This is a genomic window from Mesorhizobium sp. M6A.T.Ce.TU.016.01.1.1, assembly GCF_003997065.1.
Lineage (GTDB): Bacteria > Pseudomonadota > Alphaproteobacteria > Rhizobiales > Rhizobiaceae > Mesorhizobium > Mesorhizobium mediterraneum.
In genome coordinates this window covers 115,041-140,610 of the sequence record NZ_RZTJ01000014.1, presented here as the reverse complement: position 1 = coordinate 140,610, position 25,570 = coordinate 115,041, and the positions used below count along the sequence as shown (strand labels likewise).

At 62.6% G+C, this 25,570-nt stretch carries 20 protein-coding genes and 1 pseudogene; 10 read left to right on the top strand and 11 right to left on the bottom strand.

Going from position 1 to position 25,570, the window contains the following annotated elements; all coding sequences use genetic code 11:
• Positions 1-84: 84 nt before the first annotated feature.
• Positions 85-1,020: a LysR family transcriptional regulator gene (locus EOC94_RS23250; protein WP_127293732.1), complete on the bottom strand. Its 936-nt coding sequence runs from the start codon at positions 1,018-1,020 to the stop codon at positions 85-87.
• Between the two features lie 69 nt (positions 1,021-1,089).
• A complete protein-coding gene (locus EOC94_RS23245; protein ID WP_127293730.1) occupies positions 1,090-1,983 on the bottom strand; it encodes a LysR family transcriptional regulator in 894 nt (297 codons plus the stop codon).
• Positions 1,984-2,074: 91 nt separating this feature from the next.
• Between EOC94_RS23245 and EOC94_RS23240 the strand changes: the two genes are divergently transcribed.
• From EOC94_RS23240 to EOC94_RS23230, 3 genes are read left to right on the top strand one after another with little or no spacing between them, the layout of a single operon-like run.
• A complete protein-coding gene (locus tag EOC94_RS23240; RefSeq protein WP_127293728.1) occupies positions 2,075-2,860 on the top strand; it encodes an SDR family oxidoreductase in 786 nt (261 codons plus the stop codon).
• A gap of 11 nt (positions 2,861-2,871) precedes the next feature.
• Positions 2,872-3,576 (top strand): ribonuclease activity regulator RraA, encoded by a 705-nt coding sequence (locus EOC94_RS23235; protein ID WP_127293726.1) that lies wholly within the window; start codon positions 2,872-2,874, stop codon positions 3,574-3,576.
• Positions 3,573-4,499 carry a dihydrodipicolinate synthase family protein gene (locus tag EOC94_RS23230; protein ID WP_127293724.1) on the top strand — a complete coding sequence of 309 codons (927 nt, stop codon included), beginning with the start codon at positions 3,573-3,575 and terminating at the stop codon, positions 4,497-4,499. The genes EOC94_RS23235 and EOC94_RS23230 overlap by 4 nt, the downstream gene beginning before the upstream one ends.
• 63 nt (positions 4,500-4,562) lie before the next feature.
• Here EOC94_RS23230 and lhgO read toward each other — a convergent pair whose 3' ends face one another.
• From lhgO to EOC94_RS23190, 8 genes are all read right to left on the bottom strand, one after another.
• On the bottom strand, positions 4,563-5,762 hold the full coding sequence (lhgO, locus tag EOC94_RS23225; protein ID WP_127293722.1) for an L-2-hydroxyglutarate oxidase: 1,200 nt from the start codon (positions 5,760-5,762) through the stop codon (positions 4,563-4,565).
• A gap of 14 nt (positions 5,763-5,776) precedes the next feature.
• On the bottom strand, positions 5,777-7,285 hold the full coding sequence (locus tag EOC94_RS23220; protein WP_127293720.1) for a tripartite tricarboxylate transporter permease: 1,509 nt from the start codon (positions 7,283-7,285) through the stop codon (positions 5,777-5,779).
• 126 nt (positions 7,286-7,411) lie between these two features.
• Entirely contained in the window at positions 7,412-7,879 is a 468-nt protein-coding gene (locus EOC94_RS23215) for a tripartite tricarboxylate transporter TctB family protein (RefSeq protein WP_127293718.1), read from the bottom strand.
• A gap of 58 nt (positions 7,880-7,937) precedes the next feature.
• Positions 7,938-8,915, bottom strand: a complete 978-nt coding sequence (locus EOC94_RS23210; protein WP_127293716.1) for a tripartite tricarboxylate transporter substrate binding protein — start codon at positions 8,913-8,915, stop codon at positions 7,938-7,940.
• Positions 8,916-8,994: 79 nt separating this feature from the next.
• On the bottom strand, positions 8,995-10,167 hold the full coding sequence (locus EOC94_RS23205) for a mandelate racemase/muconate lactonizing enzyme family protein (protein ID WP_126105645.1): 1,173 nt from the start codon (positions 10,165-10,167) through the stop codon (positions 8,995-8,997).
• A 25-nt stretch (positions 10,168-10,192) separates the two neighbouring features.
• Positions 10,193-10,870 carry a GntR family transcriptional regulator gene (locus EOC94_RS23200; RefSeq protein ID WP_127293714.1) on the bottom strand — a complete coding sequence of 226 codons (678 nt, stop codon included), beginning with the start codon at positions 10,868-10,870 and terminating at the stop codon, positions 10,193-10,195.
• A complete protein-coding gene (locus EOC94_RS23195; protein ID WP_127293712.1) occupies positions 10,867-11,991 on the bottom strand; it encodes an Ldh family oxidoreductase in 1,125 nt (374 codons plus the stop codon). The genes EOC94_RS23200 and EOC94_RS23195 overlap by 4 nt, the downstream gene beginning before the upstream one ends.
• A gap of 846 nt (positions 11,992-12,837) precedes the next feature.
• The gene (locus tag EOC94_RS23190) at positions 12,838-14,556 is read right to left on the bottom strand and encodes an adenylate/guanylate cyclase domain-containing protein (protein WP_095482820.1); all 1,719 of its coding nucleotides are present in this window, start codon (positions 14,554-14,556) and stop codon (positions 12,838-12,840) included.
• A gap of 361 nt (positions 14,557-14,917) precedes the next feature.
• On the opposite strand from EOC94_RS23190, the gene EOC94_RS23185 reads away from it, so the two are divergent.
• The 5 genes and pseudogenes from EOC94_RS23185 to EOC94_RS23165 all read left to right on the top strand — a co-directional run bounded on the left by EOC94_RS23185 (position 14,918) and on the right by EOC94_RS23165 (position 21,369).
• Positions 14,918-15,577, top strand: a complete 660-nt coding sequence (locus tag EOC94_RS23185) for a L,D-transpeptidase (RefSeq protein WP_077380658.1) — start codon at positions 14,918-14,920, stop codon at positions 15,575-15,577.
• A 10-nt stretch (positions 15,578-15,587) separates the two neighbouring features.
• Positions 15,588-16,100 (top strand): OmpA family protein, encoded by a 513-nt coding sequence (locus EOC94_RS23180; RefSeq protein ID WP_027155108.1) that lies wholly within the window; start codon positions 15,588-15,590, stop codon positions 16,098-16,100.
• Between the two features lie 312 nt (positions 16,101-16,412).
• Complete coding sequence (locus tag EOC94_RS23175) at positions 16,413-17,510, top strand: branched-chain amino acid ABC transporter substrate-binding protein (RefSeq protein WP_095482817.1); 1,098 nt, start codon at positions 16,413-16,415, stop codon at positions 17,508-17,510.
• Positions 17,511-17,728: 218 nt separating this feature from the next.
• Positions 17,729-18,816, top strand: a pseudogene (locus tag EOC94_RS23170) (branched-chain amino acid ABC transporter substrate-binding protein).
• Between the two features lie 84 nt (positions 18,817-18,900).
• Positions 18,901-21,369, top strand: coding sequence for an adenylate/guanylate cyclase domain-containing protein (locus tag EOC94_RS23165; protein WP_127293710.1), 2,469 nt, complete (start codon positions 18,901-18,903; stop codon positions 21,367-21,369).
• A 727-nt stretch (positions 21,370-22,096) separates the two neighbouring features.
• On the opposite strand, the gene EOC94_RS23160 is transcribed toward EOC94_RS23165, so the two are convergent.
• A complete protein-coding gene (locus EOC94_RS23160) occupies positions 22,097-23,254 on the bottom strand; it encodes a sulfite oxidase (RefSeq protein ID WP_127293708.1) in 1,158 nt (385 codons plus the stop codon).
• A gap of 547 nt (positions 23,255-23,801) precedes the next feature.
• Between EOC94_RS23160 and EOC94_RS23155 the strand changes: the two genes are divergently transcribed.
• Together EOC94_RS23155 and EOC94_RS23150 are read left to right on the top strand one after the other, a co-directional pair.
• On the top strand, positions 23,802-24,434 hold the full coding sequence (locus EOC94_RS23155) for a DUF1326 domain-containing protein (protein ID WP_127293706.1): 633 nt from the start codon (positions 23,802-23,804) through the stop codon (positions 24,432-24,434).
• A gap of 8 nt (positions 24,435-24,442) precedes the next feature.
• Positions 24,443-25,336 carry a DUF2182 domain-containing protein gene (locus EOC94_RS23150; RefSeq protein WP_127293704.1) on the top strand — a complete coding sequence of 298 codons (894 nt, stop codon included), beginning with the start codon at positions 24,443-24,445 and terminating at the stop codon, positions 25,334-25,336.
• Positions 25,337-25,570 lie beyond the last annotated feature (234 nt).

Here is a 25,570-nt window from a genome sequence, read left to right as displayed (position 1 = left end):
CTAGCGGAAGCCGAACTTCAGAAAAAATTCAAAAATCCTATCGATTATTCCGAAAATCTGAAGTCGCCTTGATGGCGCCGGCCTTCAGGCCTGGCGCAGCGACATCCGGATCAATTGCGCGAGCCGTTCGGCGGCCGGCGAAAGTTCCTTGCCGCGCTTGCGCACGATGCCGTAGCGGTGAATGAGCTCGGGCTCGACGATCTGGTAGACGCGCGACTGGTTCGGCTCCGCGAAACGGACGATCGACTGGGTGAGGATTGCCGCACCGATGCCGGCCTCGGCCATCGCGACGAGTGTCTCCGCCTGGATGCAGCGGTGCCGCACGTTCAGCGCGATGCCGCGGGCGGCAGCCTCGCGCTCGAACATCGCACCCATCAGCGTGGTGGTGTGGTAGTGTAGCAAGGGCAGGTTGGACAGTTCCGCCAGCGTGATGGTGCGACGATTGTGCGGACACATCCGCGTGGGGATCAGCGCGTGCAGCGGATCGTCGAGCAGCGGCTCGAAATCGAGGTCCGGATCGCCGCAGATCGGGCCTATTCCGAAATCGACGGCCTCGGCCTGTATCACCCGGTAAAGGTCGGCGGACTTAAGTTCCGACAAAAGCATCTTGATTCCCGGATAGTCGCGTTCGAACTCGGCGAGTATGCGCGGCAGATGGGTCGAGGCGATGGTGGGCGCGCAGGCCAGCGCGACCTGGCCGCGCCGGATGGCCAGTGCCTCCTGGACGTTGCGCAAGCCGATGCCGACCTCTTGCAGGCCGCGCTGCGTGCTGGCAAACAATTTGCTTCCTTCAGGCGTGAGCTTGACGTCACGCGTGGTGCGGTTGAACAGCTTGGCGCCGAGTTGGTCCTCGAGCTGCTTTATCTGCATGCTGATGGCGGACTGCGAACGACGTGCCCGGTCGGCGGCCTCCTTGAAGCTGCGGTTTTCGGCGACCAGCATAAAAGTTTGCAGCAGCTTGAGGTTGACTCGCGCCAAAGCGGCCGCATTTGCGTCCAGCGGTGGTTTCGGTTCGCTCATTGGCGTCGCACCCCAAGATCCTCCTTGGCCACGCCGGCGCGGATGGAGTCATGGTTGCAGCCAGGCTGATCAAGCATCGTCGGCCCTCTTCCCGCCTGACGAGACTGCCTCGAAGGCGTCTAGAAGGACGCGCACCAGCCGTCCTGAAGGCGCGCTGCGCGGCCACAATATGCCGATCTCGCGCACCAGCGGCGGGCCAGGCAGCGGTAGGCGCGTGACCGACAGCCCCTCTGGCCATGGCGGCGCCCAGTCGGGCAGAACGGAAACGCCGAGACCGTTGCTGACCATCACCGTTATGGCTTCCAGCGAATCCAACTCCAGCCACTCCCGGGGTCGAAGCTTCTGGCGGCGCAGCCACTCGTCGGCCAGACGGCCACCCCAATTGTTGCGGTCATATCGGATGAAAGGCAGCGTTGCGAGCAACTGTTCCGGATCGCGCGTGGCAAGGACGCTCGGCGCAAGCAGGATCATAGGCTCGGTCCGAAGCACGCTCCAATGCAACGATTTTGGGATCGGAAAGGGCGGCCGCACCAATATGGCCGCGTCGATGCTTCCATCGCCGAGCGCCTGATAGAGATCAGTGGAAGTGCCAGGGAGAACGAAGACCCCGACCGAAGGAACCGTGTCGACAAGGTGCCGCAGGGCGGGCGCAAGGATGCCGGTGAGCGCGGTCGATATGGCGCCTAATCTCATCTCACCTGATGGCGAATCGGTCTGCGCAAGCGTTTTCAGGTGGCGGATGTCGCCGAGGATTCTGCGGCTTTGTTCCAGAATTGCATGGCCGGCATCGGTGGGCTGCACCACGCGGCCTGCGCGTACCAGCAGCCGTTTGCCGAATTCGTCCTCCAGCGCCTGCATGCGCTGGGCCACGGCGGCCGGCGTGATTGCCAGGCGGCGGGCCGCCTCGGCCAGCGAACCGAGTTCGGCCACGAGCAGGAAGGTCTCGAGAAAGCGTGATTCCATCGATAGAAAAACTATCATCAAATTATACGGCAAGCCATGTTTTCTTCTGTGCACCGTTGATGATAATCCGCCTTGAATTGGAGGGTTTTCTGTGGATCTCGAACTGAAGGGTAAGGTCGCGCTCGTCTTTGGAGCCGGCGGCGGGTTGGGCGGGGCGATTGCGCGGTCGCTGGCCGGCGAAGGCGTGCGCGTGGTCGTCGCCGACATCGACGAAGCGGCCGCGGAAAACACCACCTCGGCCATCAAGGGCGCCGGCAACGAGGCGCTGACAATGGGCTGGGATATCGGCGACCTGTCGTCGATCGAGGGACGCCTGGCCTCGATCGAGAAGGCCTTCGGCCCGGTCGACATTCTGGTGAACAATACAGGCGGCCCGCCGCCGACGCCGGCAGCCGGTCAGTCTTCGCAGGACTGGTCGAAGTTCTTCGACAGCATGGTGCGTTCGGTGATCGCCGTCACCGATGCGGTGCTGCCCGGCATGCGCCAGCGCAAATGGGGCCGCATCATCACCTCGACGTCCTCCGGCGTGGTCGCGCCGATCCCTAATCTCGGCATGTCGAACGCGCTCAGAATGGCATTGGTCGGGTGGTCCAAGACGCTGGCGGCCGAAGTCGGCCGCGACAGCATCACCGCCAATATCGTTCTGCCCGGGCGCATCGCCACGGGACGCATCACCTTTCTCGACGAACAGAAAGCCAAGCGCGAGGGGCGCTCGGCCGAGGAAGTAGCCGCTCAAAGCACCGCGTCCATTCCGGTCGGGCGCTATGGCCGACCGCAGGAATATGGCGATGCGGTCACCTTCCTGGCTAGCCCGCGCGCATCCTATATCACCGGCTCCGTCATTCGCATCGACGGCGGCTTGATCCCAAGCATCTAAGGAGTCCTCCGATGACCCTCGACTCGAAAGTCGTAAAGACCCTGCAGGGCGTCTCCACCGCGACCCTCACCACCGTCCTCCTGAAGAAGGGCCTGCGCAACGTTTGGATGCGTGGAACCAAGCCTATCCGTCCAGGCCAGCCGCGCGTGGTGGGGCCAGCCTTCACTTTGCGCTTCGTGCCGGCGCGTGAAGACCTCGCCACCCCGGCAAGCTGGGCCTCGCCTATTTCGACCCGTGCGGCGATCGAGGCGATGCCCGAAGGTTGCGTGGCGGTGGCTGACGCGATGGGCGTGCTCGACGCCGGTATTTTCGGTGATATCCTCTGCGCGCGCATGGCCAAACGCAATGTCGCCGCATTGGTCACTGACGGCGCGATGCGCGACGCCGCGGGCGTGCTCGGTACCGGCCTCAACGTATGGTGCAACGGCATTTCCGCGCCGCCTTCAGTGGCCGGTCTCACCTTCGTCGGCTGGCAGGAGCCGATCGCATGCGGCGGCGTGGCGATCTTTCCTGACGATATCGTGGTGGTGGACGATGACGGCGCGGTGCTAATCCCCGCGGCATTTCTCGAGCAGGTGCTGGCCGAAGCGCCGGAGCAGGAGACGATGGAAGCCTGGATCATGACCGAGGTCGATCGTGGCGTGCCGCTGCCCGGTCTCTATCCGATGAACGAGGAGACGAAGGCGCGCTATGCCGCTTTTGCGAAGAAGACATGACCTTCGGCGTCGATGCCAAGGGCGTCTACCCGATCGCGGCGACACCGTTCAATGCGGACATGTCGGTCGACTACGACTCCGTCGACCGGCTGACGGAGTTCTACCAGGATGCCGGCGCCACCGGCATGACAATCCTCGGCATTCTGGGCGAAGCCCAGAAACTGGAGCCCGAGGAATCGCTGACAATCGCAAGGCGCGTGATCGCGCGCTCGCGTGTGCCTGTCGTGGTTGGAATATCCAATCCGAGCTTTGCCGCCATGCGCAGGCTGGCGCGCGAGGTGACGGATGCCGGCGCAGCCGGCGTGATGCTGGCTCCGGCCTCGCACCTGCGCAGCGACGAGCAGATCGCCGCCTATTTCCATCACTGCGTGGAAGCAATCGGTCCGGACGTGCCCTGGGCCCTGCAGGATTATCCGCTGACGCTATCGGTGGTCCTGTCGGTGCCGATGATCTCGCGCATAATGAAGGAACATCCGTCCTGCGTCATGCTGAAGGCAGAGGACTGGCCGGGACTTGAGAAAATCTCGGCGATCCGCAAGCTCCAAGCCGCGGGCGACCTGCGGAAATTCTCGATCCTGACGGCCAATGGCGGACTGTTCCTCGACTTCGAGCCGGAACGCGGTTCGGATGGCGCGATGACGGGCTATGCCTTTCCGGACATGCTGGTCGAACTCGATCGGCTGCACCGCGAAGGCCAGCGCGACGCAGCGCACGATCTTTTCGATGCCCACCTGCCGTTGATCCGTTTCGAGCAGCAACAGGGGGTTGGCCTCGCGGTGCGCAAATACGTGCTGATGCGGCGCGGCGCCATAACCTCGGACGTGCAGCGCAGCCCGCGCTCGTCGCTGACGCCGACCGGTCGATCCGAAGTCGACTACCTACTGGAACGGTTGGCTCGAAAGGACCCGCGAGCAAGGCTGTGACGATGCATGCCGAGCGGCCCCGCCGCGGGATACGCGTGGGGCGATGGATTGTATCGGCCCGGATCATTGTGACCGCTCCTCGATCCGATCGACGATCATCTTCGCGATGGGCATGGCGGACGTCGCCGCGGGCGACGGCGCGTTGCAGACATGCAACTGGCGCGGGCTGTCGAGGAAGAGGAAATCGTGCACCAGCGTGCCATCGGCCAGAACCGCCTGCGCACGGATGCCGGCGCCTGGTTGGCCAAGGTCCGGGAGTTCGAGCGAAGGGCAGTATTTACGGCACTGCTCCAGGTAGCCGCGGCGGAAAATCGAGTTGCGGAACTCGTCGATCCCTGACGTGAGGTTCTTGCGGGCCATTTTCCAGAAGCCGCCGAAGGTGAGCATCTGGGTGACATCGCCCAGGTCGATGCTGCCCTTTTTGTAGCCTTCGCGATGAAAGCCCAGCACGGCGTTGGGCCCAACTGTCACCCGTCCGTCGATCATGCGTGTCAGGTGGATGCCGAGGAACGGCAGATCCGGATCAGGGATCGGGTAGATCAAGTGCGTGACGATCGTCGATTTCGCGTCGGGCAATGTGTAATATTCGCCACGGAACGGCACGATCTGGTGGGTGGGATTGAGCCCGGCAAGCCTCGCAAGCCGATCCGACTGCAGCCCGGCGCAGGCAACAAGCTGCTCGGCGCGGATCGTTTCGCCACGATCGGTGGTCACCACCACGCCAGTGTCGTCTTCAGAGATGCCTTTGACGCGGGTGCCGGTCATCAGCTTGGCGCCATTCGCCTTGAGACCCTCGGCCAGAGCGTCGCAAATCAGCTTATAGTTGATAATGCCGGTCGACGGCACGAGCAACGCGCCCAGGCCAGCGATGTTTGGCTCGATCTCACGCAGACGCGCCGCGCTTACCTCCTCGAAGCCAATGCCATTCTCCAAAGCGCGATGCTTCAGCGCTTCCATGCGCTCCATCTCGACCGGGCTGGTGCCGACAAGCAGCTTGCCGCACACCTCGAACGGAATGTTGTTGTCTCGCGCGAAGGCTTTCGTCGCCTTCGCCCCCTCGCGGCAGAGCTTAGCCTTCAAGGAGCCGGGGGCGTAGTAGATGCCGGCATGGATGACGCCGCTGTTGTGGCCGGTCTGGTGCTCGCCGAAACCGGCCTCCTTTTCGATGACCAGGATGCGAGCCGCCGGATCGCGAGCCAGGATATCGGAGGCGGTGGCAAGCCCGACGATGCCGCCGCCAACGATGCAATATTGAAATGTCATATACCGCAGTCCTGTCAGACCTCAGCCTCGTCCGCGGCGATCTTCTTGCGCCCGGTCAGCTTGAGGAAAAGTGGGATCGAGAGCACGAGGACCGTGGCGATGAACAGCCCCAGCGCAATGGGCCGTTCAACGAAGACGAGCAAGTCGCCCTGCGATTGGATCAGCGTGCGGCGGATGTTGCGCTCCAGCAGCGGTCCTAGCACCAGGCCGAGGATCAGCGGCACGGCCGGATAGTCGAGCCTGGCAAGGATGATTCCGGCACCGCCTGCCAGGATGGTCAGCATCACATTGAACGTGGAATTGTCGATGGCGAAGACACCGTAGACGACGATCGCAATGACGATTGGATAGAGATAGGCTGTCGGAACGAAAAGCGCCGCCGCCAGTAGCGGAGTCAGCAACAGCGTCAAGAACACAAGTGCAAGGTTGCCGATGGCGAAAGAGCCAAACACCGACCAGACAAACTGCGGATTCTCGGTGAACAGCAGCGGGCCTGGCTGCAGGCCGATCATGATCAACCCGCCCATCATCACCGCCGTGGTCGCCGAGCCCGGGATGCCAAGCGTGAACAGCGGAATCATCGCGCCGTAGGACGCTGAATTGTTGGCCGCCTCCGGTGCTGCCACGCCCTCGACGATGCCGGTGCCATATTTTTCGGGCGTCGGCGACAGGCGCTTGGCGAGTGCGTAAGAGAGCATGGTCGCTGCCGAGGCGCCGACGCCGGGGAGGACGCCCACGAAGAAGCCGAGCACCGACCCTTGCAGCAGTTGCCAGCGTGTCTGAACGGCATCGCTCATCCTCGGCAACAGCGAGGCGAAAGTGTATTTGGCAACCGGCTTGTCCACATTCGCCTCCAGGGAGGTGAAGATTGCGGTAAGCCCGAACAGGCCGACAGCGACGATGGAGAAGTCGAGCCCGTCGAACAGGTTCATCGACCCGCCGGTATAGCGCGGCAAGGCGGAAATGGGATCGAGCCCCACCATGCCCAGCCATAGGCCAAGCGCCAACGCGACGAAACCCTTGAAGGCGTTGCGGCCGCCCAACACGCTGAGCAGCGAAAGCGCAAAACACATCATCGCCGTCATCTCGGTCGGGCCAAAGGCGAGTGCATAGCGAGATACCGGAACCGAAAGAGCCACCAGCCCGGCTATGCCGAGAAGGCCGCCGACGAAGGAGGCGAAGACGCTCGTCCCCAGCGCCCGCCCGGCCTCGCCTTTCTGGGCCATCGGATAGCCATCGATGACCGTCATCACGGAAGGCGCGTCGCCGGGAATGCCGAGCAGGATCGACGTGATGGCGCCGCCGAACATCGAGCCATAGTAGACACCACCGAGGCACGCGATTGCCGCGACGCCGCCGAAGCCTGCCGCCACCGGCAGCATGATCGCAACACCGGCGGTCGGTCCGAGGCCAGGGAGCGCACCGATCAGCAAGCCGACCACAGCGCCCAGTATGGTGCAGGCGAAGATTGCCGGATCGGTGGCGGCGAGAATTCCGTCCCACAGCAGCGCAAGCGTTTCCATCGCGGTACCTCTCTTGGGTGGCCATTAGAGCGGTTCATCGTTTCACGGAAACGCCGAACCGCTACATCTCTTTGTTTTGACGCAATTCCGGACGGAAAACCGTTTCACCCTTTTGCTGGAATTGCTCTAGAAGCCGAGCGGTCCCCTGGGGGTCGGCACGCCCAGGAGATTTTGGAACAGCAGCAGAAGGATGATCGGCGTGATCACCGACACCGCCGCAAGCTTGACAAAGAAAACCGGCCCCGGCTCGGTCCGCAGAGCCAAGCTGATCGCTGCCATGGCCAGCATGGTGGCGATCATCATGCCGAGATACGGCGTCAGCCAGACAGCGATGAGCAGCGCCGCAATCACGACCCCGGCTTTTGCCGCCTCGCGGCCCGATATGCCCGGGCCAAGCTTCTCGACCCCACCAAGCGCCCGATAGAGATTTATTGCGCTGAGCAGGGCGATCGACGAACCGATGATGATGGGGAAGAGACCGGCCCCGGGCGTGGTGCCCTGCATCAGGCCATAACCGATGCCTGTGTAGATCAGCCAGAGACCGAAAATTATCAGCAGTGCGGCGACCAGCAGGTCGAGCCGTTGAACGCTCATCGCTTTCCTCCTCGCGACGGATGGGAGCCACCATTTCGGGTGGCTCCGAGCAACGTCACTATTTGATGATGCCGAGTTCCTTCATCATCGTCTCGTAGCGCGCGTTGGTGCGCTCGAGCACTTCCTTGAAGCCTTTCGCGTCGACATAGTCCGGGATGTCATGGAAGCGGTCGATATACTGCTTCTTCCACTGCTCGCTGGTCGCAACCTTTTGCAGTACGCCCTCCCAGTAGGTCACGACTTCCGGTGGAACGTCCGCGGGCATGACCAGTCCGCGAAGCTGGGTGTGCAAAATCTCGCCATAGCCGAGTTCCTTGAAGGTCGGGATGTCGGGGAAGGCCAGCGAGCGCTCGGCCGACGTGATCGCAAGTGGCCGCAGCTTGCCGGCCTTCATCTGCGCCATCGCTTCGGATGGGTTGAGAAAGCCGACGTTTACATGTCCGCCAAGCAGCGCCGCCATCACCTCGCCCTCACCGTCGAACGGCACGGAGTCAATCTGGATGCCGAGCGCGTTGGACGTCATCTTGGCCAGCAGTGCCGCGTCGGAGACGACGCCCGTCGTACCGGTGGTGAAGCGCGGCGTCTTCTTCAGGTCGTCAAGCTTCTGGTATTCGCTAGAGGTAGGAACAACCATGATGTATGGCGACTGCGCGATCGCAGCGAGTGGAGTGAAGTCCTTGTAGCTCACCGGCGAGCCACCCAGGAGTGGCGTTGTGAAAAAGCTGACGCTGACGGTCGCCAGATGATAGGGATCACCCTTTTCCTTGGCGACTACACTGTAGCCGACCGCGCCCGAGCCGCCTGTACGGTTCTCAGGCAGGATCTTCACAGGGATCAGCTTCATCTCCTCGATCACGCCGGCGATGGTGCGGGCGAGCGTATCGCTGCCGCCGCCGGCGCCGAACGGGATTATCATTTTGATGTCCTTGTCCGGATACTCCGCTGCAGCGGCGCTGACCGCGATGGCCGCAGCTGTGAGCAATCCGAGGCCGACGGCGCGACCGTGGTTGACGAAGTTCGAGAGTCCGTAGGTCATAGTCATTTCCTCCCAGTTAGAACTTGGAACAGCACCGGAACCGGTCGAACCATTTTTGGCGGTCCCGGGGCTGCGATTGTCAGGCGTTCTTCTTTTCGATGGTTTCACGCAGCAGGTAGCCGTGCGCATCACGACCGGTGAACTGGCTGCCTTTGGGATCCCTGACTCGGGCATCCTTCAGCGCTTCGTAATTCGGCGTGAAGCCAAGGCCCGGCGCGTCCGGGATTGTCATCTTGCCGTTCACGGGGTCGGGCGTGCCGTTGAAGAAATGTTTTCCGGTCATCCACATGCCGTAGTGGAATTCGACCGGGCCGCCATTCATCACGCCCGCCAGAATGTGCATGTTGAAAATCGGCCAGCCGCCGCCATTGGCCATCGGCAGATTGAAGGCCTGGGCGAGGTGCGCCACTTTGAGCGCCTCGGTGTAGCCGCCATTGTAGAGGACGTTCGGCTGCAGCACGTCCACCGCGTGGTGGACGACGAGTTCGCGGAAGCGCCAGCGGTTGCCTTCCATCTGGCCGGCGGCGATTGGAATCTTGACGCGGCTGCGCAGGTCGGCAAGCGCACGCGCGTCGTTCTGCTGGATCGGTTCCTCGAACCATTTCAGGTTCGCGTCTTCCACGGCCTTCGCCAGCATGAAGGCGTCATGCGGGTTGAAGTAGCAGTTGGCGTCGATCATGAGGTCGACGTCGGGGCCGATTGCCTCGCGTGCGGCATAGACGCGACGCACGTCGTCCTTCCAGGTACGCGTCGGCTCGCCGCCGACGACCATCTTCAGCATGGTGTGCCCGTCGGCCAGAAACTTCTTGGCGTAGTCGGCGATCTGCTGCTCGTCGAAGAACGGGTAGCCAAACGTCGCATAGGTGTAGGCCTCGCGGGAATAGCCGCCCAGAAGCTCCGAGACCGACTTGCCGACAATCTTGCCCTGGAGGTCCCACAGCGCGATGTCGATCGCCGAGAGAGCGTTGGAAATGACACCGGTATAGGCGCGGTTGTTGAGCTGCTTCCATACTTTGGAGTGGATAGCCTCGGTGTGGAAGACATCCATGCCCTTGATCAACGGAAAAATATGATCCTCGATGCAGGGCATGGTCGACCAGGGCAGGAACTGGCCGGTGCAGCCGAGCCCCTTGAGGCCCGTGTCGGTCTCGACCTCGACAAAGACGAACATGCGAGATTCGATGGATTCGCCAATGCCAGGCAAATCGATCTCGTGGCGATGCAGGCTGGCGGTGATGTTTGCAATTTTCAAGTGAGATCTCCTTGGGACAAATGGGTCATATGGCGGCCGCGGCGGGCGCCGTTGTTTCGATGGACGCTTCCCAACGCGCCTTGCCGTTAAGGACGTGCTCGCTCCCGCGGCGCCGAGCGAGCTCAGCGTCACCGGATTCGATCGCCTCGACGATTGAGCGATGCTCCAGATTTGTCTGGCCGGGCGATGACAGAGAGCGCCGCAAGGAATGGGTCTCCCGGATCAGGTCGTTGTAGACACGATGCGCGCAGGAGTGGTCGGCTATGCGGCCGATCAGTTGATGAAGCTCGAGATTGATCTCGTAGTAGTGCGCGATCCTGCCGGCGGCGATCGCTATGTCCATGTCGGCGATCAGGCGCTTGAGCTTTGCCACGTCGGAGGCGGTGCGCCGTTCCGCGGCCTGAGCGCACATCAATCCGGTGAGCAATGAGCGCACATCGTAGTTTTCGGCGATCTCGCGGTGGGACATTTCACGTACGAAAACACCGCGCGCCGGGACGAACACAAGAAGCCCCGCCTCGACCAGCGCACGCGTCGCCTCGCGCACCGGCGCACGGCTTACCGCCATCTGCTCGGCAAGCACCGCCTCCTTGATTCTGCTGCCGGGCTGCATGTCCCCCGCGAGGATCATTCGTTCGATTTCGGCGTAGACGCGAACGGCAAGACTTGCGGTTCGCTCGATCGGCCTTGCTGCAAAAGTCATGCCTTGCCCCTCGTTTCCTTGCCGTCAGTAAACTGAAAACTGTCGACAGTAAAATCGAGGGGAGAAAGCACCCAGTCCGCGCCGGATTCCTGCGCAATTTGATACAAGCGTCGATGGAGGCCGGGCCCGATGGGTAGTCCGGTCTTCTCGCGCTCGGCGCGGACCTTGCGCTCCGGGTCGCCCGCCACCTGGACAGGCTTTAGCGGGTCCACGGGGGGTGTTGCGCGCAGATCGTCGCAGAAGCGGGCAACGTCGGCGCGGAAGTCTGCAATCGGACGGAACAAGGCGGGGTTGATGGCCATGAAGAAGTGACCGACATCGAGGCCCCATGGCTGTTTCGAATGGTTGGGATCGGTGATCAGTGTGGAGCCGGACAGGCACGAGGCGAGGATATTGACCATCGCAGCCAGCCCGTAACCCTTGTAGCCGGCGCTCTCCGCCGCGCCGCCCAGCGGCGACAGGAAGCCTCCCTCCATCACCGCTTTCGGGTCGAGCGTCGGCACGCCCTTCCCGTCCATGCCCCAGCCCGACGGCATGAGTTGGCCTTCGACGATCTTGTTCCGGACCTTGCCGGACGCCACCGTCGTCGTGGCCATGTCGAGCACGAAGGGCCGGCCGGGCTCGGCGGGGGCGGCGAAGGACCACGGGTCGGTGCCGAAGCGCGCCGCCGCGCCGCCGGTCGGCGGAACCCGAATGCCGAATACGCTGGTGGCGGCGATGCCAATCAGATCGTGATCGGTGGCCTTGGTGGTGAAGTAGCCCAGCGCGCCGAAATGACCGGAATTGCGGACCGACACCACGCCGACGCCGGCTGCCCTTGCCTTGGCGATCGCGGTTTCCATCGCTCGTATGGCGGGATCGTGGCCGAGGCCGCCGTCCCCGTCGAGCAGGGCGCTGACCGCCGTCTCCTGCACGATTGCGGGCTTCGACTGAAAGTTGATCGGCCGCGTCTGCCGTCGTTCGTTGTATTCGACCAACAGCGCGATGCCGTGGCTTTCGAGGCCATGGAGATCGGCCCAGGCCAGCACGTCCGCCGATTTCTCCGCCTTCTCCGCAGGCATGCCCCAGGCGCGGAAAATGCTCATCGCCTGACGGCGGTGCGTCTCGAAATCATGCCTCATCCTGACCTCCCGGGGAAGGCTGCGCCATGATCGACAGCCATCCGAGGATCAAGAATAAGGAATTGACCGATCGAAAAACAATGTCAGCTTCAATTGATTTAAACGATAGTTTTTCTTGGTTCCGGAAAGACAAGTCCATACGCCGAAATTTATTCGCGCCTCCGAACTGTGTGGGCGTCTACCCTCCGTGTGATAGGCGGAAAGGACCCTTTTGAGATTGACCAATTGTTGGCTGCATCCGTTCGAAGATGGCCCCAAGGATCGGAGAAGAACGCGATGCGGCTGCTGATCGCCGGAACACATGCAAAATTGTCACGATACGACGTTTCAACTCGGCAACGCCTCGTCGACGTTGTCCACGCGACGGCAACGGTGATGCCACCCCGACAGGCCGAGGTTGGCGGCAAGGTCCGCGTATGCGGGCCGCTCGGCGGCGCGACTTCAGGGTCGGGTGGACCCGAAAAACGGCCAGATGTTCTCGGTCTGTGCTCGAAAAGTCGCATAAGAGTGCAGGGCGGAACTCAACGGCGACCGTGTGACGCTCGCCTCATCACAACGTCTGAACCTTTCACTACTCTTTCCTTCGCGGCCGCCCAACGGCAGGCCATGACTCGAAGGCGATGTTCACATTTCAGATTCTGAACGGCAGCTCTGCGCCCCAAGTCGGTCACAAAAACTGCTTTTCCGGCTTTTCGAAAGCGGACATTGCAGGATCCATCACCAACGTCGTACTCGCGCGCCATCAACGGACATTGATCGATGGAACCCACGGGCATTGCCCTCACAGCCAAAAGACGAGCGTATGTCCTGACGAGAGCAAGTCGGCGATCCAAAGTGATGCGCTCCTTAGTCGGGAAGGCCAGCCTTGCGGTAACCTTCGACGAAGCGCTGGAGCACTTCTTCGTCGTCGAATGGCTGCGATGTTGCCCAGTGCCTGATGCTGAAATAGGGATCGCTCAGCAGGAAGAATTCCGCCTCTTGACGGGCTTCGTCAAGGCGCCCGAGCTGCGCGAGGGCTGCCGCTAGGATGCGCCGCGACGTGGTGCGGTAGGTTTCCGGCTTGCGTAAGGCATCGACCGCAGATTGATAGTCGCCGAGCGCATAATAGGCTTGGCCCGCCATCCAATAGTACCACCCGGGAGGGTGCGGATTGAGCCGCAACGCCCGCGTCACGAATTCGATGCCCTTGACCGCGTCGCCCCTTAAGGTGATGAGATCCGAGCGCATCGCCCAGGCATCGGCATGATTGGGATCGAGCTTGAAGGTCGCCTCGAACTCGGCATCCGATTCCGGGAAGCGCCGTTCGTGACCAAGTATGATGCCCAGCCCCCAGCGGTTTCCCGCATCGTTAGGGTCGAGCGCCACAGCCCGCTGCGCTTCCGCCAGCGCGCGAGGCTGGTTGGTTTGCTTCGGCTCGTTCCAGAACAGCCAGCCGAGCCAAAGATTGAGGGCCAGCAAGCTATGTGCCTCGGCATAGTCGGGATCGAGTCCGATCGCCTTTTCCAGGAGCATGCGCGCTTCCCGCGCGCCTAACCCGGTCTGAAAACTGACGCCGCGGGCTCGCACGCAAAGATCATAGGCTTCGAGACTCGTCGGCCGTTTACGCGCCGGCTGTCCGGCCAATCGGCCGACAAGGGCTTCGACGATCTTGGCCGTGACCTCGTCCTGCACTGCAAAGATGTCCTCGAGGCTGCTGTCGTAGCGCTCGGCCCAGATATGATCGCCGCCGATCGCGTCGATCAGCTGCGCATTGATGCGCACGCGCGCCGCGGCGCGCCGGGCGCTGCCTTCAACCACATAGCGCACCCCAAGATCACGCGCGGTCAAACGCACATCGACCGACCGCCCCTTGTAAGCAAAGGTTGAGTTGCGCGCGATGACGAAGAGGCCGGCTGAGCGAGACAGGTCGGTGATCAGGTCTTCGGTCAAGCCGTCGACAAAGGTTTCCTGCTCCGGATCGTTGCTCATGTTGGTGAAAGGCAAGACCGCGATCGAGGGCTTGTCGGGCAATTCGAGCGATGCCAGTCGGCCGACCGGAGCGGCTCTCGGAACGTGCAGGTTCACGCGATAGCAGTATATCGGCTCGGCTATATTCTTCACCCGCTGCTCGCCCATGGGCTCGAACGCAAACGCCAGCTTCTGCCTGACCTCCTTGGACACCTTCTCCGAAACGCAGATGCCACCGGGCTCGGCGAGTTGTTGGAGACGCGACGCCACGTTCACGCCCTCGCCATAGCGATCGTCCCCTTCGACGATCACTTCTCCAAGGTTGATTCCGATCCGGACTTCGAAGCGCTGGTCTTCGGCGACGCTCGCGTTACGCTCCGCCATGCCGCGCTGAAGCGTGACCGCGCATTCGACCGCATCCACCACGCTGCCGAACTCCGCCAGCAGGCCGTCTCCCATCAGCTTGAAGATTCGCCCGTGTCGCGTCGCGATTTCCGGCTCGAACAGCTCTTTGCGGCCACGTTTCAGCCGGTCGAAGGTGCCCGCTTCATCCGCCTCCATGAGCGCCGAGTACCCGACAACATCGATGGCAAGGATGGCAGCGAGCTTCCGCTCCATGTTGAGCCTCAGTAAAGATTCACGACTCGCAAGCCGCAGGCCAGAGGCAGGCAGGACCGGCGCCTCCGGTCTTACCGGCCTATGATACCACAGATCACGCCTCTTGAGACTATGGCTCGCGCGACGCCCCAGCTCTCCTGCCGCAGGGCCACTGACGCGCGTCCGACCCATCCCGCTGCTTCTGGCGCAATGCGGTCGGCACTACCCTGGATGAAAAGGTCGGCTTTCCAGCCCCATCATCCCGAAAGCGGACGTTCCGCTTCCGGCACGGCAGACTGAAGCAACGCAGCATTTTCCACTTTGAGGCGAAGTAATTCTCAACTATGGTTCGCCAGGCTTTTGGCATGGGGGGATATTGCCGATGGTTTTATCACGCAGGGGTGTCGTGCTCGGCGGCCTGGCGCTGGTCGCGGTGGGTGCAACCAGCAATATTGCTCAAGCCGCGGCGGCAAAATCCTTTTTCGCCGGTACCGCCAGCGACAACAATTTTGTCTATCGCAAGACCAACTTCGCCAAGATCGACAAGAGATGGCATCGCCAGATCGTCAAGTATTTCAGCAGTGAGCCGGTCGGCACCGTCGTGGTCGATACCCGCCACCATTTCCTCTACGTCATCATGGAAAACAAGACCGCCATCCGCTACGGCGTCGGCGTCGGCAAGGACGGCTTCAAATGGTACGGCCGCGCGACGATCGACCGCCGCGCGCTGTGGCCGCAATGGGTCCCACCCCCCGAAATGCGTAAGCGCAAGCCGGACCTACCGCACATGGTCGCAGGCGGCGCGTCCAACAATCCGCTCGGGCCGCGCGCGCTCTATCTGCACCGCAACGGCGCCGACACCGGCTACCGCCTGCATGGCACGCTGGAGCCATGGAGCATCGGCACCGACGCTTCCAGCGGCTGCATCCGCATGTTCCCGGAAGACATCATCGACCTTTACCAGCGCTGCCCGATCGGCACCGCGGTGCAGGTCCTGCCGCACATCGCCGATCAGGCGCCCGCTTCCACCACTGTCGAATGATTGGCGCCTCATGAACCGCATGATTGAAAACACGCGCCGGCTGCTCGCCGCCGGCCTGCTGGTGCTGGCCGCATCCTGCTCGACCAGCAACACGCTGGCCCCTTCCACGCCCGACATCACCAACACCGAGGTTGCCGGCTTCCAGAACGTGCAGCCGGGCAGCGAGGAGGATTTTATCCTCAATGTCGGCCGCCGCACCTATTTCACGCAAGGTTCGGCCGCGCTCGATTCTGTCGCCAAGGCCACCCTCGACACCCAGATCGCCTGGTTAGCAAAGCATCCGCGCTGGCTGCTCAAGCTGCAGGGTTTCGCCGACGATCCCGGCGCAAGTGAAACGGCGCTGTCGCAGCAGCGCGCCGATGCGGTGATGGACTACCTCGCCGCCGGCGGCATAGACCGCAACCGTATGTGGGCCAAGGGCTACGGTAAGGACAGGCTCGTCCGCGACTGCCCCGACACCGCCTGCAGGTCGCAGAACCGCCGCGTTGTGTCTAATTTGCGCGATGAGAGGGACGAGCCGTAGGGGGCTGCTGTTCTGCTTGTGACCCGTTGGCGACCTCCATAGGTCAGACCGGAAGGTCTGCAAACGGGGCAATTCGGCTCGTCGCGAGAGGCCGGAACTACCGCTCAGTCACCGATTTTGTTGAGAGCTCAGCAATCCAGCGCTTCAACCAGTCATCAGGTACCGCACAAGGCCACATGGCGATCCTGGTCCCTGGCCGCTCGTTCAGAAAAGAGCCGGATGCGCCGCAGAACCAGCCGAGGTATCCGCGCTTGCGGAAAGGACTGTCGGCGCCGGCTGGATTAGCGTAAGCTAAAGTTTGGGGGTGCAGTCATGCACCACGCGGTCACCATTGCTGTCGCCGCGCTCGCGGCGTTGTTCATCTGCCCTGCGGGGGCGGAGGTGTTGATCGGTGTCGCCGGCCCGATGACGGGAAAGCTCGAGTGGACCGGCACACAATTGAAACGCGGCGCCGAGGCGGCCGTGGCCGACATCAATGCGACGGGTGGGGTGCTCGGCCAGCAGTTGCGGCTCATCACGGTCGACGACTTCTGCGATCCCGAGCAGGCGGTAGCGGCAGCCCAGAAGCTGGTCGCCGACGGCGTGGTATTTGTGGTCGGGCACTACTGCTCCGGAGCCTCGATCCCGGCCTCGAAGGTCTACGAGGCGGCGCGCGTTGTGCAGATATCGCCATCCTCGACCAACCCGATGCTGACCGAGCACGGCCGCGCCACCGTCTTCCGCGTCTGTAGTCGCGACGATGCGCAGGGCCTCGAGGCCGGCGACTTCCTGGCTGATCAATGGGGCGACAGGAAGATCGCGATCCTCCACGACAACACGACCTACGGGAAAGGCCTCGCCGACGAGACCCGGAAGCAATTGAACAGGCGGGGCGTGACCGAAGCGATCTACCAGGCCTACGTTCCCGGGAAAGACGACTACTCCGCTGAGATCGTCGCGCTGCAGGCGGCGGATATCGCGGTGCTCTATGTGGGCGGGTACCATACCGAGGCCGCGCTCATGGTCCGCGCGGCGCGCGACCGGGGCTACCCGGTTCAGGTGATCTCGGGTGACGATACGGCGACCGAGGCGTTTGCGCTCATTGCCGGCCCTGCCGCCGAGGGCACGCTCTTCACCTTTGTCCCCGACCCGCGTCGAAATCCGGAAGCGGCTGATGTCGTTGAGCGGTTCCGCGCCGAGAACTTCGAACCCGATTCCTGGACGCTGCACAGCTACGGCGCCGCCCAGACCTGGGCGCAGGCGGTCGAGAAGGCAGGCTCGCTGGAGCCGAAGGCCGTGATTGCGTCGCTGCACAACAATCAATTCGACACGGTGTTGGGCCGTATCGACTTTGACGACAAGGGCGATCTCACGACCCAAAGCTGGGTATGGTACGTCTGGCGGAGTGGAGAGTACGTGCCGGTCGAGTAAGGGTCCGGCGCACGCTGAAACAAATGATGCAGACCGGGTTAGCACGATCGTTCGGATCAAGCATCGGCGCGATGTTTGAGCGCCTCCGTATACGCGGCTGCGTCTTGCGTCTGCCGCTGGCGGGATCGCGGCTCCCAAGGACGCTGCGCCTGCGGAAAGGGCTGTCGCGCCGACCGGATTGGCGTAAGCGGCGGTTTGGGGGTGCATCCATCCACCGCATCATCACCGTAGCTATCGTCGCGCTTGCAGCCGCGTTCAGCCTCCCCGCGGGGGCCGAGGTCCTGATCGGGGCGGCGGGCCCGGTCACGGGGCAGCTCGCCTGGGTCGGCGGGCAGATGGAGCGCGGTGCCGAAATGGCCGTGGCCGAAGTCAATGAAGCGGGCGGCGTACTCGGGCAGCAGGTGCGGCTCATCACAGTCGACGACTTCTGCGATCCCGAGCAAGCTATGGCGGCCGCCCAAAAGCTGGTGGCTGACGGCGTCGTGTTCGTCGTCGGGCACATGTGCTCCGAGTCGTCGATCCCGGCATCGAAGGTCTATGAGGCTGCGGGAATCTTGCAGATTTCGCCGTCGTCCACCAACCCGATGCTGACCGAGCAGGGCCGTGCCAATGTGTTTCGAGTCATTGGCCGCGACGACGCGCAGGGTACCGTGGCCGGCAACTACCTGGCCGATCATTGGGCCGACAAGAAGATCGCAATACTTCACGACCGTACGACCTATGGGAAGGGTCTTGCCGATGAGACAAGAAAGCAGTTGAACCAGCGGGGCGTGACCGAAGCGATCTATGAAGCCTACGACCCCGGGAAGACCGACTATTCGTCTGAAATCGCTGCTCTCGAGGCAACAGATATTGCGGTGTTGTACCTCGGCGGCCGTTATGACGCAGCCGCCCTCATGCTCCGTGCGGCACATGATCGCGGATACGCACTTCAACTCGTCTCGGGCGATGCCATGTCGACCGAGGAGTTCGGCCTCATCGCCGGCCCCGCGGCCGAGGGCACGCTCTTCACCTTTGTCCCCGACCCGCGTCGAAATCCAGAAGCGGCGCTAGTCGTCGAGCAGTTCCGCTCCGAGAACTTCGAGCCCGAAGGCTATACCCTGCTGAGCTATGGCGCCGTCCAGGTATGGGCGCGGGCGGTCGAGAAGGCAGGCTCGCTGGAGCCCCAGGCCGTGGTTGCGTCGCTGCGGAACAATCAATTCGAGACTGTGTGGGCCGTATCGACTTTGACGACAAGGGCGATCTTACGACCCAGAGCTTGGTTTGGTACGTCTGGCGGAGTGGAGCGTACGTGCCGGCAGAATAAGAATCCGCCAATCGCCGGCGCGCTGGTCGAGGCATCTGATGCAGGGCAAGTTAGCGCGATCGTTCAGATCAATGCGTCGCTGTGATGGTTGAACGCCTCGGCATACGTGGCCGCCTGTTGCTGGCCTTTTTCGGTATCAGCACCTTCGCGGTGTTCGCCACGGCGGCCGCTCTTTACGCCTTCCTCCAGGTGGGAGAGGTCGTCGACAGCATCACCAGGGATCGGGTGCCGTCGGCGCTGGCGTCCCTCCAGCTGTCGCGCCAGGCCGAGCGGGTCGCCGCCACTGCGCCCGCCATACTTACCTCGACCAGCGAGGCTCGGCACAACGAGGTCTCGGCTGCGATCGGGGCAGAGATGACGCGCCTCGAGGAGCTGCTTGCTGCGCTCAAAGGTGCGGCGTTCGACGTCGCGGCCGTGGCCGAGATCGAGGCGGCAGTGCTTGGTCTCAGGCGCAATCTCGACGCTCTCGACGATCTTGTCGCCGCCCGCCTCAGCGTGGTCGCGCGCAAGGAGGACCTGTTGCGCCGCTTGTCCGCCACCACAAATGCAGGTCAGCGTCTTGTGGCGCCCGGCATCCTTGTTCTGAACTCCAAGCTCCCGCAATGGCAGGCGGTCACGGCCGACACGTCGCGCGCCGCGGATCCAGGCGCGGCGACGGCGGCCGACGTGGTCCAGGCGATTGCGGCCTACCTCCCGCAGCAGAAGGCGCATCAGGAGATCTCGGCTGTCAATGACGCGCTGGTCAAGACGGCAGACGCGCCGACACCGGGCGATCTGACGTTGATCCTGTTCCCGCTGCGCCGGTCGCTCGCCGTTCTCGACACGATTTCTACCGAGATCGACGAGAGGCTGCGGGTCCGCTTCCGGCAGCGGGTGGACGAGTTGAAGGCGCTTGTCGATGGTGAGAACAGCATCCCGAAGGCGCGGGAGGACGAGTTTGCTGTCCTGGCCGATGGCGAAAAGCTTCTGGCCGAGAATAGCAGGCTGTCGCGCAGTCTCACCGCTGCCGTCGATCGCCTTGTCTCAGCGGCAGACAGCGAGATCACAGCGTCCGGTCTCGAGGCCGCGCTCGTCCAGCGCTACGGCACCGGAGTTGTCCTCGGCTCCGCCTTTCTCAGCCTCCTGAGCTCGGTTCTGATTGTCTGGCTCTATGTCGACCGCAGCCTCCTTGCCCGTCTGGGAAGCGTGAGCCAGGGCATGCTCGCGATCGCCGGCGGCAATCTTCGTGCGCCGCTGCCTGCCGCCGGCCGCGACGAAATCGGGCGTATGGCCGACGCGCTCAGGCTGTTCCGGGACACCGCGGTCGAGATCGAGGAAAAGAACCTGCGCGAGGTCGCCGAGGCGCGCCAGCGGCTCGTCGATGCCATCGAGAGCATCTCCGAAGGGTTCGCTCTCTACGACGGGGAGGACCGGCTTGTCCTCAGCAACAGCCGCTATCGCGAGCTGCTCTACAGCGACCTTGCGATCGAACTGGCGCCCGGCACGACGTTCGAGCAGATCATCCGCCGATCCGCCGAGCGCGGCTACATCAAGGATGCCGAGGGGCGGTTCGAGGAATGGGTCGCCGAGCGGCTCTCCCGGCACCGCAACCCTGGCGAGCCCTGGGTGCAGCGGCGCGCCGATGGACGATGGATCATGATAGGCGAGCGGCGCATCACGGGCGGCGGCACGGTCGCAGTCTACTCGGACATCACGGAGCTGAAAAAACGCGAGGAGAACCTCGCCGAGAAATCCGCAGCGCTCGAGGCGCTCTCAGCCAAGCTGGCCAAGTATCTGGCGCCGCAAGTGTACAACTCGATATTCACCGGCCGTCAGGATGTCAGGATCGCCAGCCAGCGGAAGAAGCTGACAATATGCTTCTCGGATATCGCCGGCTTTACCGAGACCACCGACAAGATGGAGTCGGAGGACCTCACCCAGCTCCTCAACCACTATCTGACGGAAATGTCGAAAATTGCTTCGGATCACGGCGCGACGATCGATAAGTATGTCGGTGACGCGATCTTGATGTTTTTCGGCGATCCGGAGACTCGCGGTGTCAAGGAGGACGCGCTCGCCTGCGTCGAGATGGCCCTCGCCATGCAGAAGCGGATGACCGACCTTGCCGAAATCTGGCGTGACATCGGCATCGAAACGCCGCTGCGCTGCCGCATCGGCATCCATACCGACTACTGCACCGTCGGCAACTTTGGCAGCGAAGACCGGATGGACTACACGATCATCGGCGGCGCCGTGAATCTCGCCTCACGCCTCGAGCAGGAGGCGCCACCGGGTGCCGTGCTCATTTCCTATGAGACGTTTGCGCAGGTGAAGGACACGATCGACTGCGTGGAACTAGGACACGTCCAGGTCAGGGGCATCGCCTATCCCGTCGCCACCTATCGCGTCCTCGATCTGAAGGCCAATCTGGTCGCCGCCGGCAGCGCCGTTCGAACCGAGCTGCCGCATCTCAGACTAGAAGCTGAACCCGAGTTGATGTCTGCTGGGGAGCGAGAGGAAGCCGCGACTGCGCTTCGCGACGTGCTCGATCGACTTTGTCACAAGCCCGGGTAGCAGGCTTCGCGCCCGCACCCGGATCGTCGCCTTCTACAGCGCTCACCTTGTCGACCAATGCAGGGATGGCTCCTTCGCCAGCGCCTCTTTGGGGGCCGTGACTTGACCTTCCCGGCGTCGCTGGCAAGGTCCGCTTCTGGCGCAAAGTGGGCTTCGGCATTGCACCGCCCGGCCAAGCCGGCTCACGATTCCGGTTCCTTTTCGGTCAGTTCGAAAATCGGAATTTTTTGTTGCGAAGGCTGCGGGACGGCGCCCCTCTCTGTCCTGCCGGACATCTCCCCCAACAAGGAGGGAGATTGGCAGCTCCACCGGCAGCGTTTTTTAATCCAGCCTTGGAGACTGGCGAACGCGATGGCGATATCCGATCAAGTGGGCCGGCAAGGGGGCGACGTAGAGCATCGGCTTCAATACTCCCTCGCCAGCCACCGCGCCCCGCGCAGTCTCAGGGCGTGGTGGTGTGCGCGCAGATTTCGGGCAGGCGTCCGGCAACGTATTCGCCGGCGGCGGATATTTGGCCGCCGGTTTTCGCCGCTGCAGCTCGGCAGCAGAAACGCGTCGTAATTGGTGTCGAAGAAGAAGGGAATCGAAGCCGTGGTCAAAGTCGACCGGCGGTGTGCCCGCCATACCACAGCCCTTTTGATCGAGCTTGCGAAGGGGCGCGCCAGCCCTCTCCGCAAGCTTTCGGATCAGGCAGATCCAAACGCAATTGCCACATGGCGGCAAGGTATTAGTCGACACGCACGCGGCGCGTCACCTGGCCATTGCTTTCCCAATATGTGTGTTTCTTGGCAATCAAGGGATCGTCCATTGCCGGTTGAATTTGTCCCGTGGTGCTGACCGCGCGCGAGGTCACCGTGTGTTCTCCAGGGGCGGGATTTGCCCAAGCCAGGGACCAGATCTTCCAGGCGTGCTCGGCCTCCTCACTATGGTCAATGGTCGCTGGTGCCCAAGGCCCTTGATCGATTTGCACTTCGACCCGGTCGATCGGCGCCCCCCAGGCTGCTCCAATGATGGAGTAATCTGAGTCTTTCCGGGTGACCTTCGCAGGCGCGGACTTTATCAGCGCTCGCCCGACCGAAGTCTCGACCCACACGGTCTCGCCGTTGTGGTCTTCCTCCCGGATGGTGACATAGTCACGGGCCATCAGAAGGCTCATGAACCGCGTATCGCGGACCTCGATGCGCTCCAGCCACTTCACGTTGGCGATCCCGTACCAGCCTGGAGCGATGAGCCGCACCGGGAAGCCATTGGGCGCCGGCAAGGCGGCTCCGTTCATTTCATAGCAGAGGAGATTGTCGGGGTTCATCGCGTCGGCGAGCGACATGCTACGAGCGAAGTTCTGCTGCATCTTGACGTCGCGTATCGCGACCTCGCCTTTGTCAGTACCGAAAAAGACGACCTCGATGCCCTTCTCCATAACGCCGGCTTCCTCGAGGATCGGGGCGAGCGGCGTCCCTGCCCAGCGAGCATTGCCGATGCCGCCGGTGAAAAAGGGAAACCCGTGATTGCCCGAGCATTCCACTGTGAAAACGACCTCCTGCCGCGGCCGCGCTTTGACGTCGGCGAGTGTCAATTTCAAGGGCTTCTTGACCAGGCCGCCGATCTCCATGGACCACGTCTTCTCGTCGATCGTTGGTCGGTTGAAATGCGAGATGCTGAAGAACTTGTCGTTTGGAGTTATCCAGCTATCCAGATCCTCCCAGACAAGCTGCTTCTGGATACCTACCGGATCTGGATTTTCGGTCGGCTGATCCAGCCACGGAATAACTTCCTCGCTCTCCCGTGTTGGAAAAGCGTAAGCCCGACGCGAGGTATAGAGAGCAGCAATTGCGGCAAGGGCCGCGCTTCCTTGAACAAGAAGTTCTCTGCGCTGAAAATCAGGCATGTTGTTTACCTCCCAGTTGATCCGGAACGGGCTGCAACGTGCCTTAGGCCGTAGCCTGATCACGGATAGGCGACACAATGTGAGGTCTGCCCACCCGGAAGTATCCGGACAGGTCAGACAATCAACGACGCAAGTCAAGCATGTGAAGCATTGGACGAAACACTAGCTCGCGTTTCGCACGCTAAGAGTGCGCCTTTGAGAAGGAAGTGTCCACAACTTGCACGGGACATGATGATGATTGCAGCATTCGAGGCCGATTTCCCAGTCCTGCCAAAATCGTTTGCTGCTCGGATCGCTATCGAAAACAACCGCTTTCGGGGTTTTTCCGGACCTTCGGGGATGCGGTCGGAAAGGCCCGTTCCGGCCCCATTTCTGCCGTTCCGATATCGGCCTCACCGTCTCCAGGGCGGATGTTCACCCCAAATTCGGCAAGAAACCGCGTTGGCCTGCCGTCTCTCGTCGCGATCACTCTTGACGCGACCGGTGGCGGCGCGGCCGGCGCAGGTGTATGCTGATGGTCTAATATTTCGAGATCAGGGAGGACAGCATGACGTCTTGGGAAATCAAGGGACGCGAACTCGTCAATTGCACCTGCGAATATGGCTGCAACTGTCAATTCAATGCGCTGCCCGACAAGGGCCATTGCCATGCGGTGGCAGGCATCCAGATCGATGAAGGTCATCATGGCGAGACCGGCCTCGACGGCCTGCGGATCGCTGCGATCTTCAAATGGCCGGGCGCCATCCACGAAGGCAATGGCGAAGCCATCGCTTTCGTCGACGAGAGCGCAACCGACCGACAGCGTAACGCGCTGCTGCGCATCATGACCGGCCAGGACACCGACCCGTTCGCGACGATGTTCGCGGTCTACGCCTCGACCGTGACAAAAATGAATGACCCGGTTTTCACCAAGATCGATCTCGACCTCGATATCGACGGCCGCAGGGGCCGCATCTTCGTCAAGGACTACATCGAAACCGCCGGCGAACCGATCCGCAACAAGGTGACGGGCGCGGACTCGCGGGCTCAGATCGTGTTGCCGAACGGCTTCGAATATGCGGTCGCCGAGATCGGCAGTGCCTCGAGCACAACCAGCGGGCCGGTTCAGGTGAGCATGAGGGACAGTTACGGCCAGTTCGCGCGGCTGCATCTCAACAATCACGGGGTGGTGCGAACCTGACGCGCCGCATGGACGGCGCGTCGCCACTGGAACGCCTGCTTAGGCGCGACCGCGTCATCACGATTGCGGGCGTGGTGGCGCTATGCCTGCTGGCCTGGCTTTATATCGTCGCCGGGGCAGGGCTCGGCATGAATGCGTGGGAGATGTCGAGGCTCGCGCTATTCCCCCACCAGCAAACCGCCGACGTGACCTCCGATATGTCTGGCATGGATATGTCTGGCATGGACATGCCCGGCATGGATATGAGCGGGATGGCCATGGCGACGGAACCGCGGGTCTGGGGGGCCGCGATCTGGGCGCTGATGATCGCGATGTGGTGGGTCATGATGGTCGCCATGATGTCCCCGAGTGCGGCGCCGACTATCCTGCTCTATGCGCGCGTGCATCGCCATGCGCTCACACAGGGTCAGATCCAGGACAAGCTCGCGCCCACCGGCGTCTTTATGGCAGGCTACCTCCTGGTCTGGCTGGGGTTCTCCGCCGCGGCAGCCGCCTTGCATTGGCTGCTCGAACGCGAGGCATTCGTTTCCGCGACGATGATGAGTTCGCAGAGCCGCTGGCTTTCAGGCATCGTCCTGATCGCCGCGGGCCTGTATCAGCTCTCGCCGCTCAAGAACGCCTGCCTGTCGCATTGCCGGACGCCGACGGCGTTCCTTTCCCGACACTGGCGTCCCCACACACTTGGCGCGCTGCGTCTGGGCGCACTGCACGGGGCGTTTTGTGTCGGATGCTGCTGGATGCTGATGGCGCTGTTGTTCGTCGGTGGCATAATGAATCTGGTGTGGGTTGCCGCGCTCGCCATTCTGGTGCTGGTCGAAAAGGTGTTTCCTGCCGGCCAGTGGGTCGGCCGGGCAGCCGGCATCGCCCTGATCGCCTGGGGCAGCGCAACGCTTTTGGTCTGACGACCACGGCCGCGTCGAATGCAGGAAACGATGACCAATCGCACCTGATGCAAAGTGCATCGCACCGCCCAGCCGAACCGCATAGCTACCACTAGGCCAGGTTGGGAAATTGTCGGCGCTGCAGCACTGCCCCGCCTACCCGATCCGGTCGTGACCGGCCAATCCGGCCATGTGCAAGGTCCGCAACCCGCAGGAGTGGTGGAGCGAGCTTCCCATCTGCGGTCTGGCGAAACT

Bases quoted from the DNA above. Each gene is read 5' to 3' on its own strand.
- EOC94_RS23215 (WP_127293718.1), bottom strand. From the start codon at position 7,879: ATGAGCGTTCAACGGCTCGACCTGCTGGTCGCCGCACTGCTGATAATT.
- EOC94_RS23165 (WP_127293710.1), top strand. From the start codon at position 18,901: ATGGTTGAACGCCTCGGCATACGTGGCCGCCTGTTGCTGGCCTTTTTC.
- EOC94_RS23185 (WP_077380658.1), top strand. From the start codon at position 14,918: ATGGTTTTATCACGCAGGGGTGTCGTGCTCGGCGGCCTGGCGCTGGTC.
- EOC94_RS23210 (WP_127293716.1), bottom strand. From the start codon at position 8,915: ATGACCTACGGACTCTCGAACTTCGTCAACCACGGTCGCGCCGTCGGC.
- EOC94_RS23195 (WP_127293712.1), bottom strand. From the start codon at position 11,991: ATGAGGCATGATTTCGAGACGCACCGCCGTCAGGCGATGAGCATTTTC.
- EOC94_RS23250 (WP_127293732.1), bottom strand. From the start codon at position 1,020: ATGAGCGAACCGAAACCACCGCTGGACGCAAATGCGGCCGCTTTGGCG.
- lhgO (WP_127293722.1), bottom strand. From the start codon at position 5,762: ATGACATTTCAATATTGCATCGTTGGCGGCGGCATCGTCGGGCTTGCC.
- EOC94_RS23155 (WP_127293706.1), top strand. From the start codon at position 23,802: ATGACGTCTTGGGAAATCAAGGGACGCGAACTCGTCAATTGCACCTGC.
- EOC94_RS23160 (WP_127293708.1), bottom strand. From the start codon at position 23,254: ATGCCTGATTTTCAGCGCAGAGAACTTCTTGTTCAAGGAAGCGCGGCC.
- EOC94_RS23200 (WP_127293714.1), bottom strand. From the start codon at position 10,870: ATGACTTTTGCAGCAAGGCCGATCGAGCGAACCGCAAGTCTTGCCGTT.
- EOC94_RS23220 (WP_127293720.1), bottom strand. From the start codon at position 7,285: ATGGAAACGCTTGCGCTGCTGTGGGACGGAATTCTCGCCGCCACCGAT.
- EOC94_RS23150 (WP_127293704.1), top strand. From the start codon at position 24,443: ATGGACGGCGCGTCGCCACTGGAACGCCTGCTTAGGCGCGACCGCGTC.
- EOC94_RS23245 (WP_127293730.1), bottom strand. From the start codon at position 1,983: ATGGAATCACGCTTTCTCGAGACCTTCCTGCTCGTGGCCGAACTCGGT.
- EOC94_RS23230 (WP_127293724.1), top strand. From the start codon at position 3,573: ATGACCTTCGGCGTCGATGCCAAGGGCGTCTACCCGATCGCGGCGACA.
- EOC94_RS23180 (WP_027155108.1), top strand. From the start codon at position 15,588: ATGAACCGCATGATTGAAAACACGCGCCGGCTGCTCGCCGCCGGCCTG.
- EOC94_RS23175 (WP_095482817.1), top strand. From the start codon at position 16,413: ATGCACCACGCGGTCACCATTGCTGTCGCCGCGCTCGCGGCGTTGTTC.
- EOC94_RS23235 (WP_127293726.1), top strand. From the start codon at position 2,872: ATGACCCTCGACTCGAAAGTCGTAAAGACCCTGCAGGGCGTCTCCACC.
- EOC94_RS23190 (WP_095482820.1), bottom strand. From the start codon at position 14,556: ATGGAGCGGAAGCTCGCTGCCATCCTTGCCATCGATGTTGTCGGGTAC.